The 23,669-nt window shown below is 76.3% G+C and carries 19 protein-coding genes; 8 read left to right on the top strand and 11 right to left on the bottom strand.

The genetic code is table 11. The features are described 5' to 3' along the window. Positions 1–5: 5 nt before the first annotated feature. The gene (locus SNE206_RS17440) at positions 6–1,976 is read left to right on the top strand and encodes a phosphocholine-specific phospholipase C (RefSeq protein ID WP_407914296.1); all 1,971 of its coding nucleotides are present in this window, start codon (positions 6–8) and stop codon (positions 1,974–1,976) included. A gap of 34 nt (positions 1,977–2,010) precedes the next feature. On the opposite strand, the gene SNE206_RS17435 is transcribed toward SNE206_RS17440, so the two are convergent. Further along, entirely contained in the window at positions 2,011–3,174 is a 1,164-nt protein-coding gene (locus SNE206_RS17435) for a glycoside hydrolase family 3 N-terminal domain-containing protein (protein ID WP_407914295.1), read from the bottom strand. Between the two features lie 130 nt (positions 3,175–3,304). Then, a complete protein-coding gene (locus SNE206_RS17430; RefSeq protein ID WP_407914294.1) occupies positions 3,305–3,703 on the bottom strand; it encodes an ATP-binding protein in 399 nt (132 codons plus the stop codon). Between the two features lie 231 nt (positions 3,704–3,934). On the opposite strand from SNE206_RS17430, the gene SNE206_RS17425 reads away from it, so the two are divergent. Next, entirely contained in the window at positions 3,935–5,269 is a 1,335-nt protein-coding gene (locus SNE206_RS17425; protein WP_407914293.1) for a hypothetical protein, read from the top strand. Positions 5,270–5,294: 25 nt separating this feature from the next. On the opposite strand, the gene SNE206_RS17420 is transcribed toward SNE206_RS17425, so the two are convergent. The 4 genes from SNE206_RS17420 to SNE206_RS17405 all read right to left on the bottom strand — a co-directional run bounded on the left by SNE206_RS17420 (position 5,295) and on the right by SNE206_RS17405 (position 8,977). Then, complete coding sequence (locus SNE206_RS17420; RefSeq protein WP_407914292.1) at positions 5,295–5,972, bottom strand: phosphonatase-like hydrolase; 678 nt, start codon at positions 5,970–5,972, stop codon at positions 5,295–5,297. 33 nt (positions 5,973–6,005) lie between these two features. After that, complete coding sequence (locus SNE206_RS17415) at positions 6,006–7,127, bottom strand: TIGR03364 family FAD-dependent oxidoreductase (RefSeq protein WP_407914291.1); 1,122 nt, start codon at positions 7,125–7,127, stop codon at positions 6,006–6,008. A 96-nt stretch (positions 7,128–7,223) separates the two neighbouring features. Next, positions 7,224–7,904, bottom strand: coding sequence for an ABC transporter ATP-binding protein (locus tag SNE206_RS17410; protein WP_407914290.1), 681 nt, complete (start codon positions 7,902–7,904; stop codon positions 7,224–7,226). Continuing rightward, positions 7,901–8,977, bottom strand: a complete 1,077-nt coding sequence (locus tag SNE206_RS17405) for an ABC transporter permease (protein ID WP_407914289.1) — start codon at positions 8,975–8,977, stop codon at positions 7,901–7,903. Before SNE206_RS17405 ends, SNE206_RS17410 begins: the two co-directional genes overlap by 4 nt. Before the next feature lie 233 nt (positions 8,978–9,210). Here SNE206_RS17405 and SNE206_RS17400 point away from each other — a divergent pair, with 233 nt between their 5' ends. Together SNE206_RS17400 and SNE206_RS17395 are read left to right on the top strand one after the other, a co-directional pair. After that, entirely contained in the window at positions 9,211–10,467 is a 1,257-nt protein-coding gene (locus SNE206_RS17400) for a sensor histidine kinase (RefSeq protein ID WP_407914288.1), read from the top strand. After that, the gene (locus SNE206_RS17395) at positions 10,464–11,096 is read left to right on the top strand and encodes a response regulator (RefSeq protein WP_407914287.1); all 633 of its coding nucleotides are present in this window, start codon (positions 10,464–10,466) and stop codon (positions 11,094–11,096) included. Before SNE206_RS17400 ends, SNE206_RS17395 begins: the two co-directional genes overlap by 4 nt. A gap of 30 nt (positions 11,097–11,126) precedes the next feature. Here the strand turns inward: SNE206_RS17395 and SNE206_RS17390 are convergent, their stop codons facing one another. Beyond that, entirely contained in the window at positions 11,127–11,765 is a 639-nt protein-coding gene (locus SNE206_RS17390; protein ID WP_407914286.1) for a phosphatase PAP2 family protein, read from the bottom strand. 303 nt (positions 11,766–12,068) lie between these two features. Here SNE206_RS17390 and SNE206_RS17385 point away from each other — a divergent pair, with 303 nt between their 5' ends. After that, complete coding sequence (locus tag SNE206_RS17385) at positions 12,069–13,439, top strand: GAF domain-containing protein (protein WP_407914285.1); 1,371 nt, start codon at positions 12,069–12,071, stop codon at positions 13,437–13,439. Here the strand turns inward: SNE206_RS17385 and SNE206_RS17380 are convergent. Continuing rightward, complete coding sequence (locus SNE206_RS17380) at positions 13,436–13,930, bottom strand: SsgA family sporulation/cell division regulator (protein WP_407914284.1); 495 nt, start codon at positions 13,928–13,930, stop codon at positions 13,436–13,438. The genes SNE206_RS17385 and SNE206_RS17380 overlap by 4 nt on opposite strands. 281 nt (positions 13,931–14,211) lie before the next feature. Between SNE206_RS17380 and SNE206_RS17375 the strand changes: the two genes are divergently transcribed. After that, the gene (locus tag SNE206_RS17375) at positions 14,212–15,189 is read left to right on the top strand and encodes a hypothetical protein (RefSeq protein ID WP_407914283.1); all 978 of its coding nucleotides are present in this window, start codon (positions 14,212–14,214) and stop codon (positions 15,187–15,189) included. Positions 15,190–15,225: 36 nt separating this feature from the next. Here the strand turns inward: SNE206_RS17375 and pepN are convergent, their stop codons facing one another. After that, on the bottom strand, positions 15,226–17,721 hold the full coding sequence (gene pepN / locus SNE206_RS17370) for an aminopeptidase N (protein WP_407914282.1): 2,496 nt from the start codon (positions 17,719–17,721) through the stop codon (positions 15,226–15,228). Positions 17,722–17,886: 165 nt separating this feature from the next. On the opposite strand from pepN, the gene SNE206_RS17365 reads away from it, so the two are divergent. Next, positions 17,887–19,089, top strand: a complete 1,203-nt coding sequence (locus tag SNE206_RS17365) for a TerD family protein (protein ID WP_407914404.1) — start codon at positions 17,887–17,889, stop codon at positions 19,087–19,089. A 122-nt stretch (positions 19,090–19,211) separates the two neighbouring features. Here the strand turns inward: SNE206_RS17365 and SNE206_RS17360 are convergent, their stop codons facing one another. Together SNE206_RS17360 and pruA are read right to left on the bottom strand one after the other, a co-directional pair. Continuing rightward, on the bottom strand, positions 19,212–20,141 hold the full coding sequence (locus SNE206_RS17360) for a proline dehydrogenase family protein (protein WP_407914281.1): 930 nt from the start codon (positions 20,139–20,141) through the stop codon (positions 19,212–19,214). A 95-nt stretch (positions 20,142–20,236) separates the two neighbouring features. After that, the gene (pruA, locus tag SNE206_RS17355; RefSeq protein ID WP_407914280.1) at positions 20,237–21,865 is read right to left on the bottom strand and encodes an L-glutamate gamma-semialdehyde dehydrogenase; all 1,629 of its coding nucleotides are present in this window, start codon (positions 21,863–21,865) and stop codon (positions 20,237–20,239) included. Between the two features lie 183 nt (positions 21,866–22,048). Here pruA and SNE206_RS17350 point away from each other — a divergent pair, with 183 nt between their 5' ends. Continuing rightward, positions 22,049–23,665 carry a PucR family transcriptional regulator gene (locus SNE206_RS17350; protein ID WP_407914279.1) on the top strand — a complete coding sequence of 539 codons (1,617 nt, stop codon included), beginning with the start codon at positions 22,049–22,051 and terminating at the stop codon, positions 23,663–23,665. The last annotated feature ends 4 nt before the right edge of the window (positions 23,666–23,669 follow it).

The following is a 23,669-nucleotide window of genomic DNA, read 5'->3' as shown; positions in this document are numbered from 1 at the left end:
CCGCCATGACCCCCCAGCTCAGCCGCCGCGGCTTCGTCGGCGCGACCGCCGCCGCCGGCGCCACCGCCGCCGCCGGTGCTGCCGCCGCCGTCGGCCTGCCCGCCGCCGGGCCCGCCGCCGCGGTGACCGCGGGCTCGATCGCGGACGTCCGGCACGTGGTGATCCTCATGCAGGAGAACCGCTCCTTCGACCACTACTTCGGCACGCTGAACGGTGTCCGCGGGTTCGGCGACCGGCAGGCGCTGCAGTTCCCCGACGGCACCGACGTCTTCCGCCAGCCCGACGCCGGCCGCAGCGACGGCGGTGCGATGCTGCCCTACCGGATGGACACCACGAAGTACAACGCGCAGAACGCGGGCGGCCTCGCGCACGACTGGGCCACCGGCCACCAGGCCATCAACGGCGGCGCGATGAACAAGTGGATCGCCGCCAAGGGCGAGCGTGCCATGGGCTACTTCACCCGCGCCGACATCCCCTACCAGTACGCGCTGGCCGACGCGTTCACCCTCTGCGACGCGTACTTCTGCTCGATGGCCGGCCCGACCGACCCCAACCGGCTCTACCTGTGGACGGGCACCGCCGGACCGGGCCGCGACGGCACCACCGGCCCGTGGATCGACAACACCCCCGTCACCGACAACCCGGTGGCCGACTGGACGACCTACGCCGAGCGGCTGCAGAGCGCCGGGGTGAGCTGGCGCGTCTACCACACCCCGGGCAAGGACGACCGCACCGGCGACTACGACGACAACGCCCTGTCGTACTTCGAGCAGTTCCACGGCTTCGCCGCGACCGACCCGCGGTACGTCAACGCGATGACGAAGTGGGACCTCACCGCCTTCGACCAGCACTGCCGGGCCGGCACCCTGCCCACCGTCTCGTGGCTGGTCGCGCCGTACCTCTTCTGCGAACACCCCAGTGCCAGCCCCGACTACGGCGCGCACTGGGTGAACACGGCGCTGCAGTCGCTGATGGCGAACCCGGAGGTCTGGCAGCACACCGTCTTCCTGGTGATGTACGACGAGAACGACGGCTACTTCGACCACGTGGTGCCGCCCACCCCCGAACCGGGCACGCCGGAGGAGTACACCCAGGGCCGGGCGATCGGCCTCGGCAACCGGGTGCCGCTGTGGGTGGCCTCGCCGTGGTCGCGCGGCGGGTGGGTGAACTCCCAGGTCTTCGACCACACGTCGGTGCTGCGGTTCCTGGAGCTGGTGACCGGCGTGCAGGAGCCGAACATCTCGGCCTGGCGCCGCGCCGTGTGCGGCGACCTCACCAGCTGCCTGGACTTCACCGCGCCGGACTTCACCATCCCGCAACTCCCGGACACCGTGGCCCTGATGGCGAAGGCCGACGCCGGGGCCAAGCTGCCCGGCGTGCAACTCCCGGCGGCCGGAGCGCAGTCGATGCCCGTCCAGGAGCCGGGCGGCCGCCCGCACCGGAAACTGCCCTACCGGCCCTGGGCCGACGCCGCGGTGGACCGCACCACCGGCCGGATCACCTGCACCCTCACCAACACCGGCCAGGTGGCGTTCCCGTTCACCGTGTACCCCAACCTCGTGCACGCCTTCACCGGCACGCCCGTCACCGTCGCGCCGGGCGCCTCGGGCACGTACGTCTGGGAGGCCTCGGCGACCGACGGGCGCTACGACTTCACGGTGCACGGCCCGGACGGCTTCGTCCGCCGCTTCGCCGGCACGGTGGTGCGCGCCCCGCAGGACGACGTCGCCGTGCCGTCCGTCACGGCCGTCCTCACCGGGCAGGGCGTGGAGCTCCGGCTGGCCAACGAGGGCGGCACGGCGGTGTCGTTCGGCATCGTCCCCGCCGACTTCGCCGGCACCGCCCGCACCGTCCGGGTCGCCCCCGGCGGCCGGGCCACCGTGCCGTGGCCGCTCGACCAGGGCCGGTACGACGTGGTGGTGACCGCCGGCACCGGCACCCGCTTCCTCCAGCGGTACGCGGGCACCGTGCACTGACCCCGCCGGACGCCGCCCCGCGCCGCCCGCCTGCTCAGCGCAGGCCGGCGCGGAGCGCGGCGACCCGGGCCGACGCCGCGGCGGACTCCGCGCGGTCGAGGCTGCCGTCGGCGAGGGCGCGGGCCAGCGCGGCGGCGGCCTCGTCGCCCTGCGCGGTGTCCCGGGCCGAGCAGAGCAGGAGGTCCATGCCGGCCGCCGCGGCGGCGACCGCCCGCTCGCCGGTGCCGCCGAAGGCCGTCAGCGCACCGGCCTCCAGGGCGTCGGTCAGGGTGACCCCGCGGAAGCCCAGCCGGCTCCGCAGCTCCCCGCCGACCACCGTCGGCGACAGGCCGGCAGGCCGGGCCGCGTCGAGCGCCGGGTAGACCGCCCACGACAGCATGACCAGCGGCACGCCCGCGGCGATCGCCGCGGGGTACGGCGCCTCGTCGACGGCCCGCAGCGTCTCCAGCGGCAGGGTCAGCGTCACCGGCCCGGTGTCGGTGTTGCTCCCGGCCGGGGCGGACCCGAGCCCCGGGAAGTGCTTGGCCGTCGCGGCGACGCCGGCCGTCCGCTGTGCGGTGGCGAACGCGGAGGCGAGTGTCGCGACCGCCGACGGGTCGCGGCCGTAGGAGCGCTGCTTGGTGTCGATGAAGTCGCCGGGCGTGCGGTAGACGTCGAGCACGGGCGCGAGGTTGGTGTTCAGTCCGGCGGCGGCGAGGTTGCCGCCCGCCTCGGCGCCGGTGCGGGCCGCCGTGCCGACCGGGTCGGCCGACTCGCCCACCTGGCGGGCCGACAGCTCGGGTGCGCCGGGCAGCCGGCGCACCGCGCCGCCCTCCTGGTCGGTCATCAGCAGCAGCGGTGCGTCGACCGGGCTCTGCCGCTGCGCCTCGGTCAGGCGGTCGACGGCCGTCCGGAAGGCGGCCGGGTCGGCGGTGTTCTCCGCGAAGAAGATCACCCCGGCGGCCCGGCCCTCGCGGACCGTCGCCAGCAGCGAGTCCGGCGGCACCGCGCCGGGGTACGAGTAGACCACCCGCTGTCCGGCGGCCTGTTCGGGCGAGACCGGGGCCGGCTCGGGCGAGGCGGGCGAGGCGCTCGGCCGGGGCGAGGGCGGTGGGGTGGCCGGGCCGCCGGGCGGGCGCCCGGCGGGGCTCGGGGCGGTCGTGCAGGCGGTGAGCAGCAGCACGAAACAGGCAATCGTCCAACGCGTGTGCGACGACACGGGTGCTCTCCTCTGCCGTGACCTGGCCCGACCGACCCCAGCAGGCTAAGTCGCCCGGGGCCGAACCGCGTCCGCGGCGCGCTCGGACGGCCGGTGCGCGGCGGCCCCGTACGGCCGGGCGGGCGGGCGGTCAGCGCGGCAGTTCGGCCCAGGTCGCCTTGCCGTACGGGGTGGGGGTGGCGCCCCAGGCGGTGGCGATCGCGTCGACGAGGGCGAGGCCGCGGTGGTCCTCGTCCTCGTCGCCGGCGGTGAGGAGGAGGGGCAGGGTGCGGCAGGCGTCCTCCACGGTGATGCGGACGGTGCCGCCGGGCCGGCGGCGGACGGCGACCCGGATGGGGCCCCCGGCGCCGTGGCGGACGCTGTTGCCGACGAGTTCGGAGACGACGAGCGCGGCGTCCTCGACGAGGCCGGCGAGGCCGAGGAAGGCGAGGCGTTCGGTGACGAGCCGGCGGGCGAGGGCGGCGGACCGCTCCTGGCAGGGCAGCTCGGCGGTGGCGGGCGGCGCCGCGCCGGTGACGGCGGTCGTCATGGGCTCGCTCCTGGTCTCCTGGGCTTCTCCCCCGGCCTGCGCTCCCGGCCGTCCCCGGCCTCGGGGCAGGGTGCGGCCCGCCGCCGACGGGGGGAACGACGGCGGGCCGCGTCGAGCCGTCGGGGCCTTCGCTCCATCGGCTCACGTTCAGTCAACTCGTTTACGGAGCGCCCGGGAACGGTCCATGCTGGGGTCAGGGTTGAACCGGTTGAACACGATGCGGGGGCCGACATGGGTCGACGGACGCGCACACCGAACACCGCGCTCGCCGCGCTGATGCGCGAGGCGGACTGGGGCAACGACCAGGTGGCGCGGGCGGTCCGCCGCACCGGGGCCGAGGCCGGGCTCGCCCTGACGTACGACAAGACGAGCGTCTCGCACTGGCTGGCCGGGTCGCGGCCGCGCGCCGAGGTGGCCGGGGTGGTGCGCGAGGCGTTCACCCGGCGGCTGGGCCGCCCGGTCGCCGCGGAGGAGACCGGGCTGGGCGGCGGCCCGGGCGCGGCGGCCGACCCGGTGTCGGGCCTGGTGGCGCTGGGCCGCTCCGACATGGACCCGTCCCGCCGCAGCGTGCTGGCCGCGGGCCTGTACTCGGCGGCGCTGGCGGTGCCCGGCTTCGGGGAGGCGGCGGACCGGATCGAGCGCACCGCGGCCGGCCGCACGGTGCGGATCGGCGACGGCGAGGTCTCGACGGTGCGCACGATGACCGACCGGCTGGCCGGCATCCTGGACGAGCTGGGTGCGGCGCACGCCCGCCCGATGATGGCGAGTTTCCTGGTCAACAGCGTCGGCCCGTGGCTGCAGGCCTCGGGCACCGCGCGGGCCCGCAGCGGGATGCTCGCCGCGGCCGCCGACCTGACGTACCTGGCGGGCTGGTCCGCGGTCTACGAACTCGCGCAGGGCCTCGGCCAGTCGTACTACGTGCAGGCGCTGCGGCTGGCGGACCAGGCGGGCGACCACGCCACGTACTGCCGCACGCTGCGCGGCATGTCGCTGCAGGCGTCGAGCCTGGGGCACGGGCCGCGGGCGCTGGAGTACGCGGACTCCGCGGCGCAGGCGGCGCCGTCGGCCGGGCCGCGGCTCACGGCGTTCCTGCGGGGTCAGCAGGCGCACGGCGCGGCGATGGTGAAGGACCGGCGGCAGGCGTTCGCACGGCTGTCGGAGACGGAGAGCGCGCTGTCGCGGGCGGACGGGCGCAACGACGCCGTGGGCGGGTACGACCAGGCGGCGTACCAGTTCCACGTGTCGCACGTGCTGTACGAGCTGGGCGACCTGCCGGGGTCGATCCGGGCGCTGGAGTCCTCGAACCGGGTGCGGCCCCCGGCGGAGCGGCAGGGGCGGGTGCACGGCCTGGGCCTGCTGGCGCGGCGCCAGATGGAGCACGGCCACGTGGAGGCGGCCGCGGCGACCTGGTCGTCGTTCCTCGACGACTACGCGGGGATCAGCAGCGTGCGGGGCGACGAGCACTTCACGGCGCTGCGGGCCGGGGTGCGCCCGCACCTGGGCAACCGCGCGGTGGCCCGGCTCGACCAGCGGGCCCGCGACGTCGGCCGGCTCAAGGCCGCCTGACCGCCGCGGGCCCGCCCCCCGGGGCTCAGCGGGCGAGGAGTCCGGGCAGGCCGGCGACGGACGCGAGGACGTGGGTGGCGCCGTCGGCGCGCAGCCGTGCCTCGTCGTGGGCGCCGGTGAGGACGCCGGCGACGACGGACGCCCCGGCGCGTACGCCGGTGAGCATGTCGTAGCCGGTGTCCCCGGCGACGGCGACCTGCTGCACGGAGCCGGTGCCGGTGCGCAGCAGTGCGGTGAGCACCAGGTCCGGGTGGGGGCGGCCGCGGCCGGCGTCGGCGGGGCAGAGGGTGAGGTCGGCGAGGTCCTGCCAGCCGAGGGCCGTGAGGATGCGGTCCTGGGTGGCGCGGGAGAAGCCGGTGGTCAGGGCGACCTTCAGGCCCGCGGTGCGCAGGGCCTCGACGGCGTCGGCGGCGCCGGGCAGCGGTGCGCAGTGCCCGGCGTCGACGAGGTCGTGGTAGGCGGCCTCGAAGGCGCGGTTGGCCTGCTGGGCGCGGTCCTCGTCGCCGAGGAGGTGGCGGAAGACGGAGATCTTGGACTCGCCCATGGTGGCGCGGACGTGCGCGAGCATGCGGGCGCGCTCGGGGGTGCCGTCGGCGACGCCGAGGCCGTCCGCGGCGGCGGAGAAGGCCTGTTCGACGAGGCCGCCGTCGGCGACGGTGGTGCCGGCCATGTCGAGGACGACGAGGCTGATGTCGTGGGTCATGGTGCGGGGGCCCTTACAGGTCGGTGGGGTCGGCTACAGGTCGGTGAGGTCGGCGGTGGTCTCGGCGACGGCGGGCGAGCAGGTCATGCCGCGTCCGCCGGGTCCGGTGACGATCCAGAGGCCGTCGTCGAGTCGTTCGCGGTGGACGACGCGGGTGGTGTCGGTGCACTGGGCGTAGACGCCGGCCCACCGGCGGCGGATGCGGGGCAGCGGGCGGCCGAGCAGGTCCCCGGCGACGGCGGCGAGGTGTTCGTAGGGCTCCTCGACGGTGTCGAAGCCGAAGGGCTGGTCGTACTCGTGGGTGTCGCCGACGGTGAGGCTGCCGTCGAGGCGCTGCACCATGAGGAGTTGCATGCGGTGCTCGGCGGCGACGGGCGGCTGCGGCTGGTGGGCGGCGAGGGCGTCGAGGGCGGGGCCGCGGTAGGCGGGGTAGTAGCGGAAGCTGTCGGCGTCGGCGACGGAGGTGGTGAGCGGCTCGTCCAGCGGGTCGGTCTGCATCATCTGCAACCGGACGCGGCGGACGGGGAGTCCGGGTGCGAGTTCGCGGACGAGGCCGCCCGTCCAGGCGCCGGTGCAGAGGAGCACGAGGTCGCCGCGGTGGACGTCGCCGTGGTCGTCGCGGACGGCGGCGGTGCCGACGACGTCGCGCACCTCGCGGCCGGGCAGGTAGGTGTAGCGGCCGCTCGCCTCCAGGGCGGCGCGGAGGGCGGGTTGGGCGGTGCGGGGTTCGACGGCGGCGTCGCGGGTGCAGTGCAGGGCGCCGAGGTGGCGGCCGCGCAGTGCGGGGTTGACGGCCCGTGCCCCGGCGGCGTCGAGCAGGCGGTAGCCGCGTCCGTCGGCGTCGTCACGCTTCAGGACCTCTTCGGCGACGGCGAGTTCGGCCTCGGTGCGGAGCACGGTGAGCGAGCCGTTGGGACGGAACCCGATGCCGGGGACGCGTTCGCCGATGCGCTGCCACAGTTCGCGGGCGCGCCCGGCGGTGGCGAGTTCCTCGCCGGATGCGCGGCCGCCGACCCAGACCAGGCCGAAGTTGCGGACGGAGGCGCCGCGGGCCTCGGCCTCGCGCTCCAGGTGGACGACCTCGTGGCCGCGTTCGACGGCCTGCCAGGCGTGCATGGTGCCGAGCACCCCGGCTCCTACGACGATGACTCTCATGCGTCCAGGCTGGGGCGCCGAGGTGTCCGCGGGCCGTCGGGGCGGCGGCCCGCGGGTGAACCGGGCCGTAAAGTTGTACAGACAACACGGCCGGTGTCAGCCGCGGGCCACCACCTCCAGCCGCCCGTCGCGCACCTCGGCGACCTGGTCGGCGAGCGCCAGGTGGCTGCGGTCGTGGGTGACGAGCACCGTGGCGGTGCCCTGCCGGCGGGTCAGCTCGGCGAGCAACTCGACGACGGCACGGCCGCGTTCGCTGTCCAGCGCACTGGTCGGCTCGTCGACGAGCAGCACGGTCGGCTCGTTCACGAGGGCCCGGGCGATGGCCACGCGCTGCCGCTGCCCGCCGGAGAGCCGCCCCGGCCGGCGCCCGGACTCCGCGGCCAGGCCGACCGTGTCGAGCAGGTCGAGCGCACGGGCCCGGGCCGTCCGGGCCGGGCGGCCCGCCAGGTGCGCCATCAGCTGGAGCTGCTCGACGGCGGTGAGCGAGGGCAGCAGGCCGGGCTGCTGGAAGACCAGGCCGATGCGTCGGCGGCGCAGCGCGGTGAGCGCGGCCCGGCCGAGCCCGGCGGTGTCGGTGCCGTCGACGACGACCCGGCCCGCGTCCGGGGTGACGAGGGTGGCGGCGACGGCGAGCAGGCTCGACTTGCCGGAGCCGGACGGCCCGACCACGACGGTCAGGCTGCCGCGGGGCACGTCCAGGCTCACCCGGTCGAGGGCGGTGAGGCGGGCCCCGCCGTCCGGGTAGGTGAGGGTGACGTCGGCGAGGTGCAGGCTCATCGGATGCCCCCCAGGGCGGTCAGCGGGTCGACGGAGGTGATGCGGCGGACGGAGAGCGCGGCACCGGCCGTGCCGAGCACGACCATGACCGCGGCGGGCCCGAGCAGTGTGGCGGCGTCGAGGACGAACGGCACGGCGCCGCCGACCGCCGCGCCCACCGCGGCGGCGAGAGCGCTGCCCAGTGCGGTGCCCGCGGTCAGCAGGACGAGGGCCTGGCCGAGCGCGTCCCGCAGGAGGAGGCCGGTGGAGGCGCCGAGCGCCTTCAGGACGGCGATGTCGGCGCTGCGCTGCACCGTCCAGATGCCGAAGAACGCGCCCACGACCAGCGCCGAGATCGCGAACAGGAACGCCCGCACCATCTGCAGCGAGCCGTTCTCCGCGGTGAACCCGCCGATCGCGGCGAGCGCCGCGGCGCGCGTCACGGTGCGGGTGCCGAGCCGGGCGTCGGCGGCGGCCGGGTCGGCGCCGGGACGGGTGGTGAGCGCGACGACGGTCGCCCGGGTGCCGGGCTCCGCCGGACCGGGGGCGACCGCCTGCCAGTCCGCGAGGCTCGTCCACACCACCGGGGTGTGGCTGTACGCGGCGTCGCCGGCGACCGCCTCGACGGTGAACGGGCGGCCGGCGAGGGTGATCCGGCCGCCGGGGCGCACCGCGAGGCCGTCCGCGGCGGCGGCGGAGAGCACGGCCGTGCCCTCGCGCACGGCGGCGGGTGCCAGCGGCGATCCCGGCCGGACGCCGAAGGCGGAGACCGCGGCGGTCCGGGGTCCGGACCGCGCCCGGGTGGTGGTGATGCCGAGCGGTTCGGCGGCGGCGACGCCCGGTTCGGCCGCCCACGCCTGCCAGGCCGACTCCGGCAGGACGGAGTCCGTGAACGACGGTCCGAGGCCGTCGGCGGGGGCGGCGAAGGCGATCCGGTCGGCGGGCAGGCCGGTGATCGCGGAGGTGCTGCCCCGGGCCAGCCCCTCGGTGAGACCGGAGACCAGCCCGACCAGCACGGTGATCAGCACGACCACCGTGCCCATCAGGGCGAACCGGCCCCGGGCGAACCCGAGGTCCCTCCAGGCGACGAACATGCGGCGTGCTCCCTCTCTACGGTGCCGGACCTCCCCGGCGGCGTACCGGACCTCCCGGCGGTGTGCCGGGCGGCTCCGGCCGCCCGGGCCGGGCCGGTACCCCCACGGTGGCCGCCGGCGCGCCGGCGCCGCATCGCGCGGCGGTTCGGTCTCCCGGGATCGAAGGGCGGGGCGGGGAATCAACCTTTCGATCGATCGGCAGGGCCGGCCCGCCCGGGTACGGTGAAGGGACCATGACCCCCCGCACCCCGACCCCCGCACCGCGCGCCGTCACCGGGTGCCTGCACCTGCTGACGGCCGGCCTGCTGGGGCTCGCCGCCGCCCGGGCCCTGGCCGGCGGCGGCGGGGACGCGCTGCCGGCGGCCCTCGCCGCGGCCGCGACCGGCGCCGTGTACGCCGCCGGTCCGCTGCTGCCGTCCGTGGGCCGGAGCCGGCCCGCGACGGCCCTGTGGCTCGCCGTGCTCGCCGCCGCCTGGCTCACGCTGACCGTGCTCACCCGGGACGGCGTGTGGCTGGCCTTCCCGCTGTACTTCGTCGAGCTGCACCTGCTGTCGCGGCGGGCCGGCCCGGCCGCCGTGCTGGTCACCGCCCTCGCCGCCGCGGCCGGTTTCGCCCGGCACCAGGACGCGCCGGGCGTCGCGGCGGTGATCGGCCCGCTGATCGGTGCGGGCGTCGCGGTCGCCACCGTGCTCGGCTACCGGGCGCTGCACCAGGAGAGCGAGCAGCGGCGGCGCCTCCTCGACGAGCTGGTCGCGGCCCGCGCCGACCTGGCCGCCGCCGACCACGCCGCCGGGGTGCTCGCCGAGCGCGAGCGGCTGGCGCGGGAGATCCACGACACGCTGGCGCAGGGCCTGTCCTCGATCCAGCTGCTGCTGCGGGCGGCCGAGCGGGCGCTGCCCGGTGATCCCGCGGCGGCGCAGGGGCACGTCCGCGTCGCCCGTGAGGCCGCCCGGGACAACCTGACGGAGGCCCGCCGGTTCGTCCGGGCGCTCGCCCCGCCCGTCCTCGACGACCTGCCGCTGCCCGGCGCGCTGGAGCGCCTGTGCGCGACCTCCGCGGAGCGGTACGGCCTGCCGGTGCGCTTCACCCTCTCCGGGGACGCCGTCCCGCTGCCCGCCGCGTACCCGCCCGCCCTGGTGCGGGTGGCGCAGTCCGCACTGGCCAACGCGGCGCAGCACGCCCGTGCCCGGAGCGTCGAGGTGACGCTCAGCTACATGGACACCGAGGTCGCGCTGGACGTCGTCGACGACGGCACCGGCTTCACGCCCGCGTCCGTCCCGGCGGCCGGGTCTCCGGACGGCTTCGGCCTGACCGCGATGCGCGCCCGGACGGCCGCCCTGGGCGGCACGCTGACCGTGGAGTCGGCGCCCGGCCGCGGCACCGCGGTGGCCGTGCAGCTCGCCGTCCCGCGCTGCACCGTGCCCGGCCCGGCGGGTGCCCGCGGGGCCGTCCCCGCTGCGGCGGCCACGGGCGGGGCGGGGCGGCCGTGACCGGCCCGATCCGGCTGCTGATCGCCGACGACCACCCGGTGGTCCGGGCCGGGCTGCGGGCCGTGCTGGAGACCGAGCCGGGGCTGGAGATCGTCGCGGAGGCCGCCACCGCCGAGCAGGCCGTCCGGCTCGCGGCGGAGCGGCCGGTCGACGTGGTGCTGATGGACCTGCAGTTCGGCGGCGGCATGACGGGCTGCGAGGCGACCGCGGCGATCACCGCCCGGCCGGGCGCGCCCCGCGTGCTGGTGGTCACCACCTACGACAGCGAGGCCGACACCCTCGGCGCGATCGGGGCCGGCGCGACGGGCTACCTGCTGAAGGACGCCCCGCCGGCCGAGCTTGCCGACGCGGTGCGGGACGCCGCGGCGGGGCGCACCGCGCTCGCCCCGGCCGTCGCCGACCGGCTGATGGACCGCATGCGCACCCCCGCGGTCGCGCTCAGCCTGCGCGAGGTGCAGGTGCTGGAGCTGGTCGCCCGCGGCCTGCCCAACCTGGAGGTCGCCCGGCAGCTGCACATCAGCCAGGCCACCGTGAAGTCGCACCTGGTGCACATCTACGCCAAGCTCGGCGTCGACTCGCGCACCGCGGCCGTCGCCGCGGCCACCGACCGCGGCCTGATCCGCCGCTGAGCCCCCGCGGGCGGCGGCCCGGCGGCGGTGTCAGACGCGGGCGCCCGCCCCGAGCAGGCCGCCGAACGGGCCGCCGCGGGCCCGCCCCACCAGGGGCTCCGCCCGTCCGGCGAGCAGGGTGAGCGGGAAGGCGACGAGCACCCCGACGAGGGCCCCCGCCGCGACGTCGTGCGGGTAGTGCACCCCCACCCAGACCCGGGACGCCGCCATCGCCACCGCCGCGGCCAGAGCGGCCGCACCCAGCCGGCGGTGCACCAGCCACAGCGACGCCGCCGCCGCGAAGGCGATCACCGCGTGGTTGCTGGGGAACGACCAGTCGCCCGCCACCGGGCAGCCCTCCAGGGTGGCCCGCACGGGCAGCTGCCGGCACGGCCGCACCTCCTCGACGACCCGCTTGAGCCCGGAGTTCACCGCGTACGCGGCGACCACGGCGAACGGCGCGGCCAGGGCCCTCGCCATCGGCACCGGGCCGGCCCCGCGCGCACGCACCCAGCCGCACACCATCAGCACCGCGAACAGCACGAGCCCGTACGCGGACCAGTCGGCGGCGAGCCGGTCGAGCCAGGGCGGCGCGGCGTCGGCCCAGCCGACGACCCGGGTGTAGAGGCCGCCGTCGATGCCGCTGCCGTCGAACGCGAGGGCGCCGGTGCCGGGCGGGGCGGCCGTCACCGGGCACCGCCGGGGAGCGGCGCACGGAACGGCCCGGTGAACGGAACATGGAGGAGGGGAATCACAGGGACAACCAATACCAGACCGTCGGTGCACGACGGATCAGCCCGCAGGGCGCACGCCGCCCCGTGCGGCCCCCGGCGCGCACCTCCGTGCACCGGCGCCCGGCCCGCCGGGGCCATGGCGGATCCTCGCCGCCGCGGATGAGAATTCCGTCACTCTGGGCATGTCCAGATCGAGCGGCCGTACCCTGTCCCGGGGGCCGGGGACCGGGGAGAGTCGACACCAGGGGCAGGGACGGGAATGCGCAGCACACGCCGGGCCGTCCAGAGCCGCCCCGCGCCGCTCACCGCCGCCGCCCTCGCCCGCACCCACGAACGCACCCTCGGCGCCCCGCCGTCCGACGGCAGCGGCAACGACCCCGGCGCCGGGGCGCTGCCGCCCCGGCCCGAGATCAACGACTCCTGGGAACGGCTGCGCCGCCTCGGCCTCGACCCGGACGCCGGCCGCAGCGTCCGGCGGATCGACACCGCCGAGATCCAGCACCGGCGCCACGAGTCGCAGCTCGACACCGTGCTGCCGGTGCTGCGCACCACCCTCCTCGCCTCCGACGACGCCCCCGTGCTGCTCGCCATCGCCGACCCCGAGGGCCACCTGCTGTGGCTCGACGGCGCCCGGCACCTGCGCCGCAGCGCGGGCGGCATCGGCTTCGAGAACGGCGCCCGCTGGACGGAGGACGAGGTCGGCACGAACGGCATCGGCATGGCCCTGCGCATCGAACGCCCCACCGCCGTGCACTCCGCCGAGCACTACCTGCGCAGCCACCACACCTGGACGTGCGTCGCCGCCCCCGTGCACGATCCGCGCACCGGCCGCCTCCTCGGCATCCTCGACCTCAGCGGCCCCGCCCACCAGGTGCAGCCCCACCTGCTACGGCTCACCGCGACCGCCGCCCGCCTCGCCGAGGCCGAACTCCGGGCCGCCCAGCTGGAATCCCTGCACCGGCTGCGCACCCTCGCCACCGGGCTGCTCGCCCGGGTCACCGACCCCGCGCTCGTCGTCGACGGCGCCGGCTGGACGGCCGCCGCCGCCGGCCTGCCGCCCGTACGGCGGCTGCGCCCGCCCTCCGACGGCTGGCACAGCGGGACGCAGTGGCTGCCGACGCTCGGCCGGTGCGCGGTCGAACCCCTCGGCGGCGGCTGGCTGGTGCGCCCGCTCGACGGGTCCGCCGGGGCGGTCGCGGAGCAGAGCACGGGCGCCCGGGTGCACCTCGACCTGAGCCGCCCCGGGCGGCCCGAGCTCCGGGTCTCCGGCGCGGCCGGCGCCTGGTCGCACACGCCGAGCCCGCGCCACGCCGAGATGCTCCTGCTGCTGGCCGTCCGCCGCACCGGGCTGAGCGCCGCCCAGCTCGCCGAGGCGCTCTTCGGCGACGCCGCCCGCACCGTCACGGTGCGGGCCGAACTCTCCCGGCTGCGACGGCACCTGGGCGCGCTGCTCGACCACCGCCCGTACCGGCTGACGGACTCCGCGGAGGTGTCGGTGAGCGGGCCGGTCGACGTGGGGGACCTGCTGCCGACCTCGTCGGCGCCGGCCGTGCGCGAGCTGCGGGCCGGGCTGCAGGCCGGCACCGTGCGGCTGCCGTGCGCGGCGGACGGGCTCCGGGGCGAGCCCTAGCCCGCCAGCAGGGCGGCGAGTTCGGCGTCGGTCGGGCCGCTGCCCAGTTCCTCCTCGGCGGAGATCAGCGCGTAGGTGCGGTCCAGCCATGCCCGCACCTCGGTGCGGGGGGCCTCCAGCATGGCGCTGCCGTGCGGGGAGTCGAGCGCGACGTGCAGCGTCGCACCGTGGCACGGGCAGTACGCGGGCCAGAGCTTGATGTCGCCCTGGCCGCTCAGCGTGTCCAGCCCGGTCAGGAGGAGTTCGCGCGAGAACACCCAGTCCGCCTCGTCGGGACGTCCCAGGTGGAAGGTGAGCAGCACCTCGCAGGGCCGCTCCGTGTCGTACCTGAACCGGGTACGCACCTCTCCCACCTGGTCGTCGTCCAGCGCGATCCGCAGCGTCATCACCTCGTCCAGCACCGCGCGGGCGGTGCGGAAACGCCCCAGGTCGTCGCCCGTGGGGGTGGCGGCGATCGGGTCGGAGGGTACGGACAGCGGGTCGCGCGGCATGACGGTCTCTCCGAGGCGGCTGGGGTTCGGTCAAGCCTGCGGCACACCGGGGCCGGAGGGCAACGGTTGCAAGGGGTTGCAGCACGGGGCCGGTACCGATTGGACGGTCCGTCAGATATCCGCCACAGTAGGTCATTACGCTTGACGCATTCCGTTGCGTCGCGGGTCTGGCGCCCCCTGCGGTAGCCGCTGGTACATTCGTCCCCCTGTCACGTCACGGCGGTCGAAGACCCACGGCGGACCCGGGCGCACCGGGCACCGTGTGGGGAGGAGGGGAGCCGGTGACGCTCCGCGAGGACATCGGTCCGGTCCGTGCGGCCGTGCGGTACGGGCGGCACAGCCGGCCCCGGCCGGTCGGCGGCAGGTTCCGACTGCCCACCATCCGCTTCTCCGGCGCCGCGGTGGCGATGTCGACCGTGGTCGGGATCAGCATCGCGACGACCTGGCTGCTGAGCGAGCAGCAGGGCGTCGGCCGACGCCCCGGCATGTCGAACGTCGGGGCGAGCCCGCCGCTGCCCAGCCCGGACACCGCGCAGCCCGCCCCCGCCGCGGCGACCGCGAGCAGCCGGCACACCACCGCCGAGAGCCGTCCCCGTGCCTCCGCCGTGCCCGCCGCCGACCGGGGCGCCCGGCCCTCGGCCGGCCCGTCGGGCGCCTCCGGATCGCCCTCGGGTTCGCCGTCCCCGGGCACGCCCGGGCCGTCCGGGTCGCCGGGCGGGGCCCCCGCCGCCACCCCGGTGGCGGCGGATCCGGTCGGGCCGGCGCCGATCGCGCCGAAGCCGCCGACCGCGGATCCCGTCGCGAAGCAGCCCGCCGTCACCGACCCGCTCTCCGGCCGCGCCGTGCTGGAGCTGATCGGGCCGACCGGCACCCGGCACACCGTCGACCTGACGGTGCGCGAGGAGCTGACCGCGCTCCAGGTGGAGCTGCGGCTGGCCCGCCCGGACGTCCTGCCCGGCACCACCCCCGCCAGCACCCTGCCGGGGGTGGTCACCACCGTCTCGCAGGAGCACGGCACGCTCGTCTACCGCTTCACGCTGCCGGCGGGGCTCGGCCTCGCCCCCGGCCGGTACACCTTCGAGGTGTACGGCAGCCGCCCGCCCGCACCGCCCGCGCCGTCCGCGCCGTCCGCGTCGGCCACCCCGTCCGCGGGGGCCGGCAAGGCGCCCGCCGCCGTGCACGAGACGTGGAGCGCCGCGGCGTTCGTGCCGCACGGCAGCGAGCCGCACGCGGTCGCCGTCCGCGGTTCCTTCGGCTGAGCCCGGGCACCCTGCGGCGCCCGGGCCCCGGCCGGTTCAGGCGCGGTGCGCCAGTGCGCGCCGCAGGTCGTCCAGCTCGTCGGAGAGCAGTCGGCGCAGGGTCGGCGTGAGGTCCGTCCGGGCGAGGCACTCCTCGGCCGCGCGCACCGTGCCGGGGCGGGCCGAACCGGACGGGAAGAGCACCTGGCCGAGCGCCCGGGCGACCGCGCCGCCGCGCTCTCCGGCCGACGGCACCTGCGCGAAGTACCGGTCCACGTAGCCCTGCCGGAGCTCCTCGGAGCCGGAGCGCCAGAAGCCGTCGGCGGTGGCCGCGAGCAGGTGGTTGGAGAGCAGGTCGGGGGTGAACAGCTCCCGCCAGGCCCGCTCCTTCGCGTCGGGGGACGGCAGCGCGGCCCGGGCCCGGGCCGCCCCCTGCTCGCCGGTGTCGCTCGGGTCGGCGGCGAGCTCCGCGGCGATCCGCTCCTCGCCCGCCGCGCCGCCCGCGGCCAGCTGCAGCAGGGCCGACCAGCGCAGGTCGTTGTCGAGCGGCACCCCGCCGGGCAGGTCGCGGCCGTCCAGCCAGCCGTCCAGCACGGCCAGCTGCGCCGGGTCGCAGGCGGTGGTGACGACGCCGCGCAGCGCGGCGATCCGCAGGCTCTCGTCCGCCCCGGGGCGGTCGAGCAGGGTGCGGGCGGTGGTGCCGAGCCGCCGGAGGGCGTCCGGGCGGGCGGCCGGGTCGAGGTAGCGGGCGACGACGTGGTCGGCGGCGAAGCGCAGCACCGCCTCGACGATGGTCACCGCGGTCTCGGCCGGCAGGTGCGCGGCCACCAGGTCGAGGTAGCGGGCCGCGGGCAGTTCGCCGGCGCGGGCGAGGTCGCGGGCGTGCTCCCAGAGCACGGCGCGGGTGAGCTCGTCCTCGATGCGGGAGAGCGAGGCGGCGGCGGTCGCCGCGGAGTGCGCGTCCAGCCGGACCAGCGCCCAGGTGAGGTCGCCGTCGTTCGGCAGCAGCAGGGCCGGGCGGGCCGCGCCGGCCAGTTCGGGCAGGGGGGTGCGGCCGCCGGCGGCGACGTCCGCGTCGAGCCGCTCGCGCAGCACGACGGCGCCGCCGGGCGCGGTGTCGTACACGCCGACCCGGACCCGGTGCGGGCGGGTGCCGTCGTTGACCAGCACCGCCGAGGTGAGGGTGGTGCCGTCGGCCCCGGTCCCGGTCTCGATGCGCAGCGTGTCGACGCCGCTGGTGCGCAGCCAGGCGTCGGCCCAGGCGGAGACGTCCCGGCCGCCGGCCTCGCCGAGCGCGGCGAGGAAGTCGGCGAGTTCGGCGTTGCCCCAGCGGTGCCGGGCGAAGTACGCGTCGAGGCCGGCGAAGAAGGCCTTGTCGCCGAGCCAGTGCACGAGCTGGCGGAGCACCGAGGCGCCCTTGGCGTAGGAGATGCCGTCGAAGTTGACGAGCGCCTCCGCGACGGAGCCCATGGCGGTCGCCGCCACCGGGTGCGTGGAGCCGCGCTGGTCGGCGTCGTAGCCCCAGCCCTTGCGCTTGACGGAGAACGAGGTCCAGGCTCCGGTGAAGCGCGTGGAGTCGGCGGCGATGCGGTAGCCGAGCATCTCGGCGAACGACTCGTTCAGCCACAGGTCGTCCCACCAGGTCATGGTGACCAGGTCGCCGAACCACATGTGGGCCATCTCGTGGCACACCACCATGGCCCGCATCTCGCGCTGCGGCTCGGTCGGCGCGGAGCGGAAGAGCAGCTCGTCGCGGAAGACCACGCAGCCGGGGTTCTCCATCGCGCCCCAGTTGAACTCGGGCACGAACGCCTGGTCGTACGAGCCGAAGGGGTAGCGCTCCTCGAAGAGGCCGTGCAGCCGGTCGAAGGAGGCCCGGGTGACGGCGAAGAGCTCCCCGGCCTCGCGGTCGAGCTCGGCGGCGAGCGAGCGCCGCGCGTACAGGCCCAGCGGGATGCCGTCGTGCTCGGCGTGGACGGCGTGCAGCGGGCCGCCGACCACGGTCACCAGGTAGGTGGAGACCGGTCCGACCGGGGAGATCTCCCAGCGGCCCGCGCCGAGCCGGGCGGAGGTGCCGTTGCCGATCACCGTCCAGTCGGCGGGGGCGGTCACGGTGAAGGTGAACGGCGCCTTCAGGTCGGGCTGGTCGAAGCAGGCGAACATCTTCGGCGCCAGGTCGGGCCCGCAGCTGGCGTAGACGTACGCCGCGCCGTCCGCCGGGTCGGTGAAGCGGTGCAGGCCCTCGCTGGTGCGCGAGTACGCCATGTCGGCCTCGACGAGGAGCTCGTTCTCCGCGGCGAGGCCGGGCAGGGCCAGGCGGTTGCCGTCCAGGGCGGCGGGGTCGAGCGGGCGGCCGTTCAGCTCGGCGCGCAGCAGCGCGGACGGGTCGACGTCCACGAAGGAGTCCCGGCCGGGCTCCGTGCAGCCGAACCGGATCACGGTCGTGCTGCGGTAGAGGGTTCCGCCCCGGGTGAGGTCGAGATCGACGGAGTACGACCGCACGTCGAGCAGACGGGCACGGACGGCGGCCTCGGTACGTTGCAGAGCTGGCATCCCAGCACTCTCGCCGCTCCGGCGGGCCCGGGCAAGCGTGTTCTCCGAGAGCAGGAGGCGGCTGACAGCGGGTCACCCGCCGACGGGCGGCCGGGGTGCCCTAGGGTGGCCCCGGGAGCGCCGGGGCGCCCCCGAGGAGCGAGGAGGAGCACCGTGACCACGGTCCTGACCCAGGGCGGCAACGCCCCACTGAACGCGGCCACCGTGACCGTCGAGGTCACGGCGCCCAAGGCGCTGGACGTCTCCGGCCTGCTGCTCACCGAGGCCGGCAAGGTGCGGTCGGACGACGACTTCGTGTTCTTCAACGCCCCGCACGGCCCCGGGGTCACGCACCGGCCCGCCTCCGGCGGCACCCCCGACGCCATCACCGTCGACACCGCGGCGGTGCCCGCCGGCATCGACAAGGTCGTCATCACCGCCAGCCTCGACGCCGGCGCCACCTTCGCCGGCACCGAGCCCACCGCGACGGTCCGCGACGCGGCCACCGGCGCGGTGCTGATGACCTTCACCCCGCCGCGGCTCGGGCGGGAGACCGCCCTCGTCGTCGTCGAGGTCTACCGGCGGGCCGGCAGCTGGAAGGTCCGCGCCGTCGGCCAGGGCTACGACAACGGGCTGGCCGGCATCGCCACGGACTTCGGGGTGAGCGTCGAGGAGCAGGCCCCCGCCGCCCCGGCCGCGCCGCCGATGCCCGCCGCCCCGCCGTCGCCGATGCAGAAGCCCGCGGCGCCGCCGATGCCCCCCGCTCCGCCGGCACCGCCCGCCGCACCGCCCGCCGCACCGCCGTCCCTCACCAAGGTGACCCTCGACAAGGGCCGGGTGAGCCTGACCAAGGGCGGCTCCGTCTCCCTGGAGAAGGGCGGCAAGCCGTTCCTCTCCGCGGTCCGGATGGGCCTGGGCTGGGAGCCCGCCGGGCGCGGGCGCAACGTCGACCTCGACGCCTCCTGCATCGCCTTCGACGCGCAGCGCAAGCGCATCGAGACCGCGTGGTTCATGAAGCTGTCGATCTTCAACGGCGCCGTCGCCCACTCCGGCGACAACCTCACCGGCGCCGGCGCGGGCGACGACGAGTCGATCACCGTGCACCTCGACGGCCTGCCCGCCGAGGTGTGCGGGCTCGTCTTCGTCGTCAACTCCTTCTCCGGCCAGAAGTTCACCGACGTCAAGAACGCGTACTGCCGTCTCCTCGACGCGGGCACCGGCGAGGAGCTCGTGCGCTTCGACCTCACCCACGCCGAGTCGCGCACCGGCGTCGCCATGTGCAAGCTCGTCCGCCAGTACTCCGGCGAGTGGGTGATGACCGCCCTGGAGCACTACGTCGACTCCAAGACCGCCCGCGGCATGGTCGAGCCGGCGTCGTCGATGCTGTAGCCCCCGGGGCCCCCGCTGCCCCCGGCCGGGGGAGCGGGCGCGAAGCGCAGCGGAGGGGACGGGCACCCACAGGCCCGTCCCCTCCGTGTCGCTCCCCCGTGTCCTGCGGCAGGCCGCCCGCGTCAGCCTCGGGTGGCCATGGCGCGCAGGAAGAACGTGAGGTTGGCGGGGCGCTCGGCGAGGCGGCGCATGAAGTAGCCGTACCACTCCTGGCCGTACGGGAGGTAGACGCGCATGGCGTTCCCGGCCTCGGCGAGGCGCAGCTGCTCCTCGGGGCGGATGCCGTAGAGCATCTGGTACTCGAAGCTGTCGGTGCCGCGCTTGTTCCACTCGGCGAGCTGGCCGGCGATCCGCACCATGTGCGGGTCGTGGGAGGCGACCATCGGGTAGCCGTCGCCGCCCATGAGCACCTTGAGGGCGCGCACGTAGGCGAGGTCGACGGCCTTCCGGCCCTGGAAGGCGACGGACTCGGGCTCCTTGTAGGCGCCCTTGCACAGGCGCACCCGGGAGCCCGCGTGGGCGAGGTCGCGGCAGTCGGCCTCGGTGCGGCGCAGGTAGGCCTGGAGGACGACGCCGAGCCACGGGAAGTCGGCGCGCAGGTCGCGGGCGATCCCCAGGGTGGAGTCGGTGGTGGTGTGGTCCTCCATGTCGAGGGTGACCGTGGTGCCGGCGCGGGCGGCGGCCTCGCAGATGCGGCGGGCGTTCTCCAGGGCGATCTTCTCGCCGTCGTCCGGGAGGAACTGGCCGACGGCGGAGAGCTTGACGGAGACCTCGGCGTCGGCGGCGAGGCCGGTGTCGGCGAGGGCTGCCAGGAGGTGCTCGTACGCCTCCGCGGTGCCGGCCGCCTGCTCGGCGTCGAGGGTGTCCTCGCCGAGGTGGTCCAGGGTCACCTTGCGGCCGGTGGCGACGAGTTCGGCGGTGGCCGCGATGCCCTGGTCGAGGACGTCGCCGGCGACGAAGCGCTGCACGATGGCCTGGGTCGGCGGGAACTTCTCGACGACGGTGCGCACCTGCGGGGAGCGGGACGCGGCGAGGAGGGCGGAACGGAGCATCGGTGACTCCTGGGCTTTCTTCCAAAGGGGTGGTGAAGAGGGGGTGGGGGCGGCGGCCCGGGGGTGGGGGCCGCCGCCCCGGTGGCACGGGGTGGTCAGCCCATGTGCGGGTAGCGGTAGTCCGTCGGCGGGACGAGCGTCTCCTTGACGGAGCGGGTGGACGTCCAGCGCATCAGGTTCTGCTTGGCGCCGGCCTTGTCGTTGGTGCCGGAGGCGCGGCCGCCGCCGAAGGGCTGCTGGCCGACGACGGCGCCGGTCGGCTTGTCGTTGATGTAGAAGTTGCCGGCGGCGTGCCGCAGCACGTGCATGGCGTGCTCGACGGCGGCGCGGTCCTGGGCGATGATCGAGCCGGTCAGGGCGTACGCGGAGACGGCCTCCATCTGGGCGAGCATGGCGTCGTAGTCGTCGTCCGCGTAGACGTGCACGGCGAGGACGGGGCCGAAGTACTCGTCGCGGAAGTACTCGGAGGCCGGGTCCTCGCAGACGAGGACGGTCGGGCGGACGAACCAGCCGACCGAGTCGTCGTAGCCGCCGCCGGCCAGGACCTCGACCTGCGGGTCGGCCTTGGCGCGGTCGATGACGGCCTTGTTCTTGGCGAAGGAGCGGTCGTCGATGACGGCGCCCATGAAGTTCGACAGGTCGGAGACGTCGCCCATGGTGAGCCACTCGACCTCGTCGCGGAAGTCGTCCCTGATCTCGGCCCAGAGCGAGGCGGGCACGTACGCGCGGGAGAGCGCGGAGCACTTCTGGCCCTGGAACTCGAAGGCGCCGCGGGTCATGGCGGTCTTGAGGACGGCCTTGTCGGCGGTCGGGTGGGCGACGAGGAAGTCCTTGCCGCCGGTCTCGCCGACGATCCGCGGGTAGGTGCGGTAGTTCGCGATGTTCGCGCCGACCTCGCGCCACAGGTGCTGGAAGGTGGCGGTGGAGCCGGTGAAGTGGATGCCGGCGAGCGCGGGGTGCCTGAGCGCGACCTCGGAGACGGCGAGGCCGTCGCCGGTGACCATGTTGATGACGCCCTTGGGCAGGCCGGCGGCCTCCAGCAGCTGCATCAGGTAGTGCGCGGCGAACTGCTGCGTGGGGGACGGCTTCCAGATGACGACGTTGCCCATCAGCGCGGGCGCGGTCGGCAGGTTGCCGGCGATCGCGGTGAAGTTGAACGGCGTGATCGCGTAGACGAAGCCCTCCAGCGGGCGGTGGTCGCTGCGGTTCCACACGCCCTCGGAGGAGACGGGCTGCTCGGCGATGATCTGCCGGGCGAAGTGCACGTTGAACCGCAGGAAGTCGACCAGCTCGCAGGGGGTGTCGATCTCCGCCTGCTGGACGGTCTTCGACTGGCCGAGCATGGTGGCGGCGGCGAGGGTCTCGCGCCAGGGGCCGGCCAGCAGGTCGGCGGCGCGCAGGAAGATCGCGGCGCGGGAGTCGAAGGAGAGCGCCTGCCAGGCCGGGGCCGCGGCGAGGGCGGTGTCGACGGCGTCGCGCGCGTCGTCCTGGGTGGCGTTGCGCAGCGTGCCGAGGCGGGCCGCGTGGTGGTGCGGCTGCACGACGTGGATCTCGGAGCCGCCGCCCATGCGGCGCTCCCCGTCGATGGTCATGGTGAGCTGGAGCGGCTCCTGGCCACCCAGCTCCTTCAGCCTGGCCTCCAGGCGGGCCCGTTCGGGGCTGCCCGGGGCGTAGCTGCGGACCGGCTCGTTCACCGGCGCGGGGACCTGGGTCACAGCATCCATGGCGCGCACGCTCTCCTTCTCGTCATGGGGCCGACGAGGGTCGCAGGTCGGCCATGGGCCCACGCTATTCCCGGCGGCGGGCCCACTTGATTGGCCGGGCCGCCAAAGTGCGGCCGATACCCTTGTACGTGTGAACAGAACCGCCGACCGGCCGACAGCACGCCGCCCGCGGGGCGCCGTCCGGTGACGGTGCCCGCCGCCGGGCTGCCGCTGCGGCAGCTGCTGATGTCCCTGGGCGAGCCGCTCGTCGAGCTGCAGGCCGCTCCGGCGGGCCTGGACGTCCCCGTGCGGGACGTCGCGATCCTCGACCCGGAGGACGAACCGACCGCGGGCCCCGGCGAGCTGGTGCTGGCGATCGGCGCCCGCGGCCGGGCCGCGCTGCCCGCGCTGCGGGCCGCCGGACGGGCGGGGGCGGCGGCCGTCGCCGTGAAGCTGGACGCCCCCGGCCAGGCGGCCGCGCTGCGCGAGGCCGCGACGGAGGCCGGGGTGGCGCTGCTGTCGGTGCGCCGGGAGACCCGCTGGGAGCACCTGGACACGCTGGCGCGGATGCTGATCGCCGGCCCGGACGCCCCCGAGGCGGCCGAGCCGAACGCGGGCGACCTCTTCTCGCTCGCGCAGACCGTCGCCGTGCTCACGCACGGCGTGGTGTCCGTCGAGGACACCTCCAGCCGGGTACTGGCCTACTCGCGGTCCTCCGACTCCGACGAGCTGGACGACCTGCGGCGGCTGTCCATCCTCGGCTGGCAGGGCCCGGAGCCGTACCTGTCGAAGCTCCGCGAGTGGGGCGTCTTCCAGCACCTGCGCGGCTCCGACACGGTGATCGAGATCGACGCGCACCCGGAGCTGGGCATCCGCCGGCGGCTGGCGATCGGCATCCGGGCGGGTGCGCAGCCGCTGGGCACGATCTGGGTGCAGGAGGGCGGGCAGCCGCTCGCCGCGCAGGCGGAGCAGGCGCTGGTGGGTGCGGCCCGGGTGGCGGCCGGCCAGCTGGTGCGGCGGCGGCGCGAGCTGTCGGCGGACGTCCGCCTGTCGCAGACCCTGCTGACCGGTCTGCTGGAGGGCTCGACCGGCCCGCAGTCGCTGGCCACCCACCTCGGGCTGGGGCTGCGCCGCCCGGCGGCGGTGCTGGCGTACGCGGCGGACGCGCCGTCGGAGGGCTCCGACCTGGAGCTGACCCGGGCCGAGGTGACCGGCCTCATCCAGGTGCACGCGGCGGCGCGGCACCGCGGCGCCCTGCTCGCGCCGGTGGAGTCGCGGGTGTACGTGCTGCTGCCGGAGGTGCCGTCCGAGCTGCCGGCGGCGACGCTGCGCGGCTGGGCGCAGGAGGTCGTCGACGCGGCGCGCGAGCACCTGGGGGTGCGGCTGCGGGCGGCGATCGGGCCGACCGTGGACGGGCTGGCGCAGGTGCCCGACTCGCGGGCGCAGGCCGACCGGATCCTCGACGCGATGGGCCGCGGCGGGGTGGCGCCGGAGGTCGCGGCGCTGAGCGACGTGCAGGCGGAGGTGCTGGTCAGCGAGGTGCTGGCGCTCCTGCAGGACCATCCCGGCCTGCGTGACCCGCGGCTCGCCGCGCTGGCCGGCTACGACCGGCGGCACGGCACCCGGCTCGCCGAGTCGGTGCTGGCGTGGCTGGACGCGCTGGGCGAGGTGCGGGTCGCCGCGGACGCCCTGCACATCCACCCCAACACGCTGCGCTACCGGGTGCGCCGGGCCGAGCAGCTGACCGGTCTCGACCTGGCGCAGCCGCAGCAGCGGCTGCTCGCGATGCTGCAGCTGCGGCTGCCCGCCGACGACACCTGAGGGG

Source organism: Kitasatospora sp. NE20-6 (genome assembly GCF_045862635.1).
Note: the sequence above shows the minus strand (reverse complement) of the source record. Positions and strands in the feature narration are given on the sequence as shown.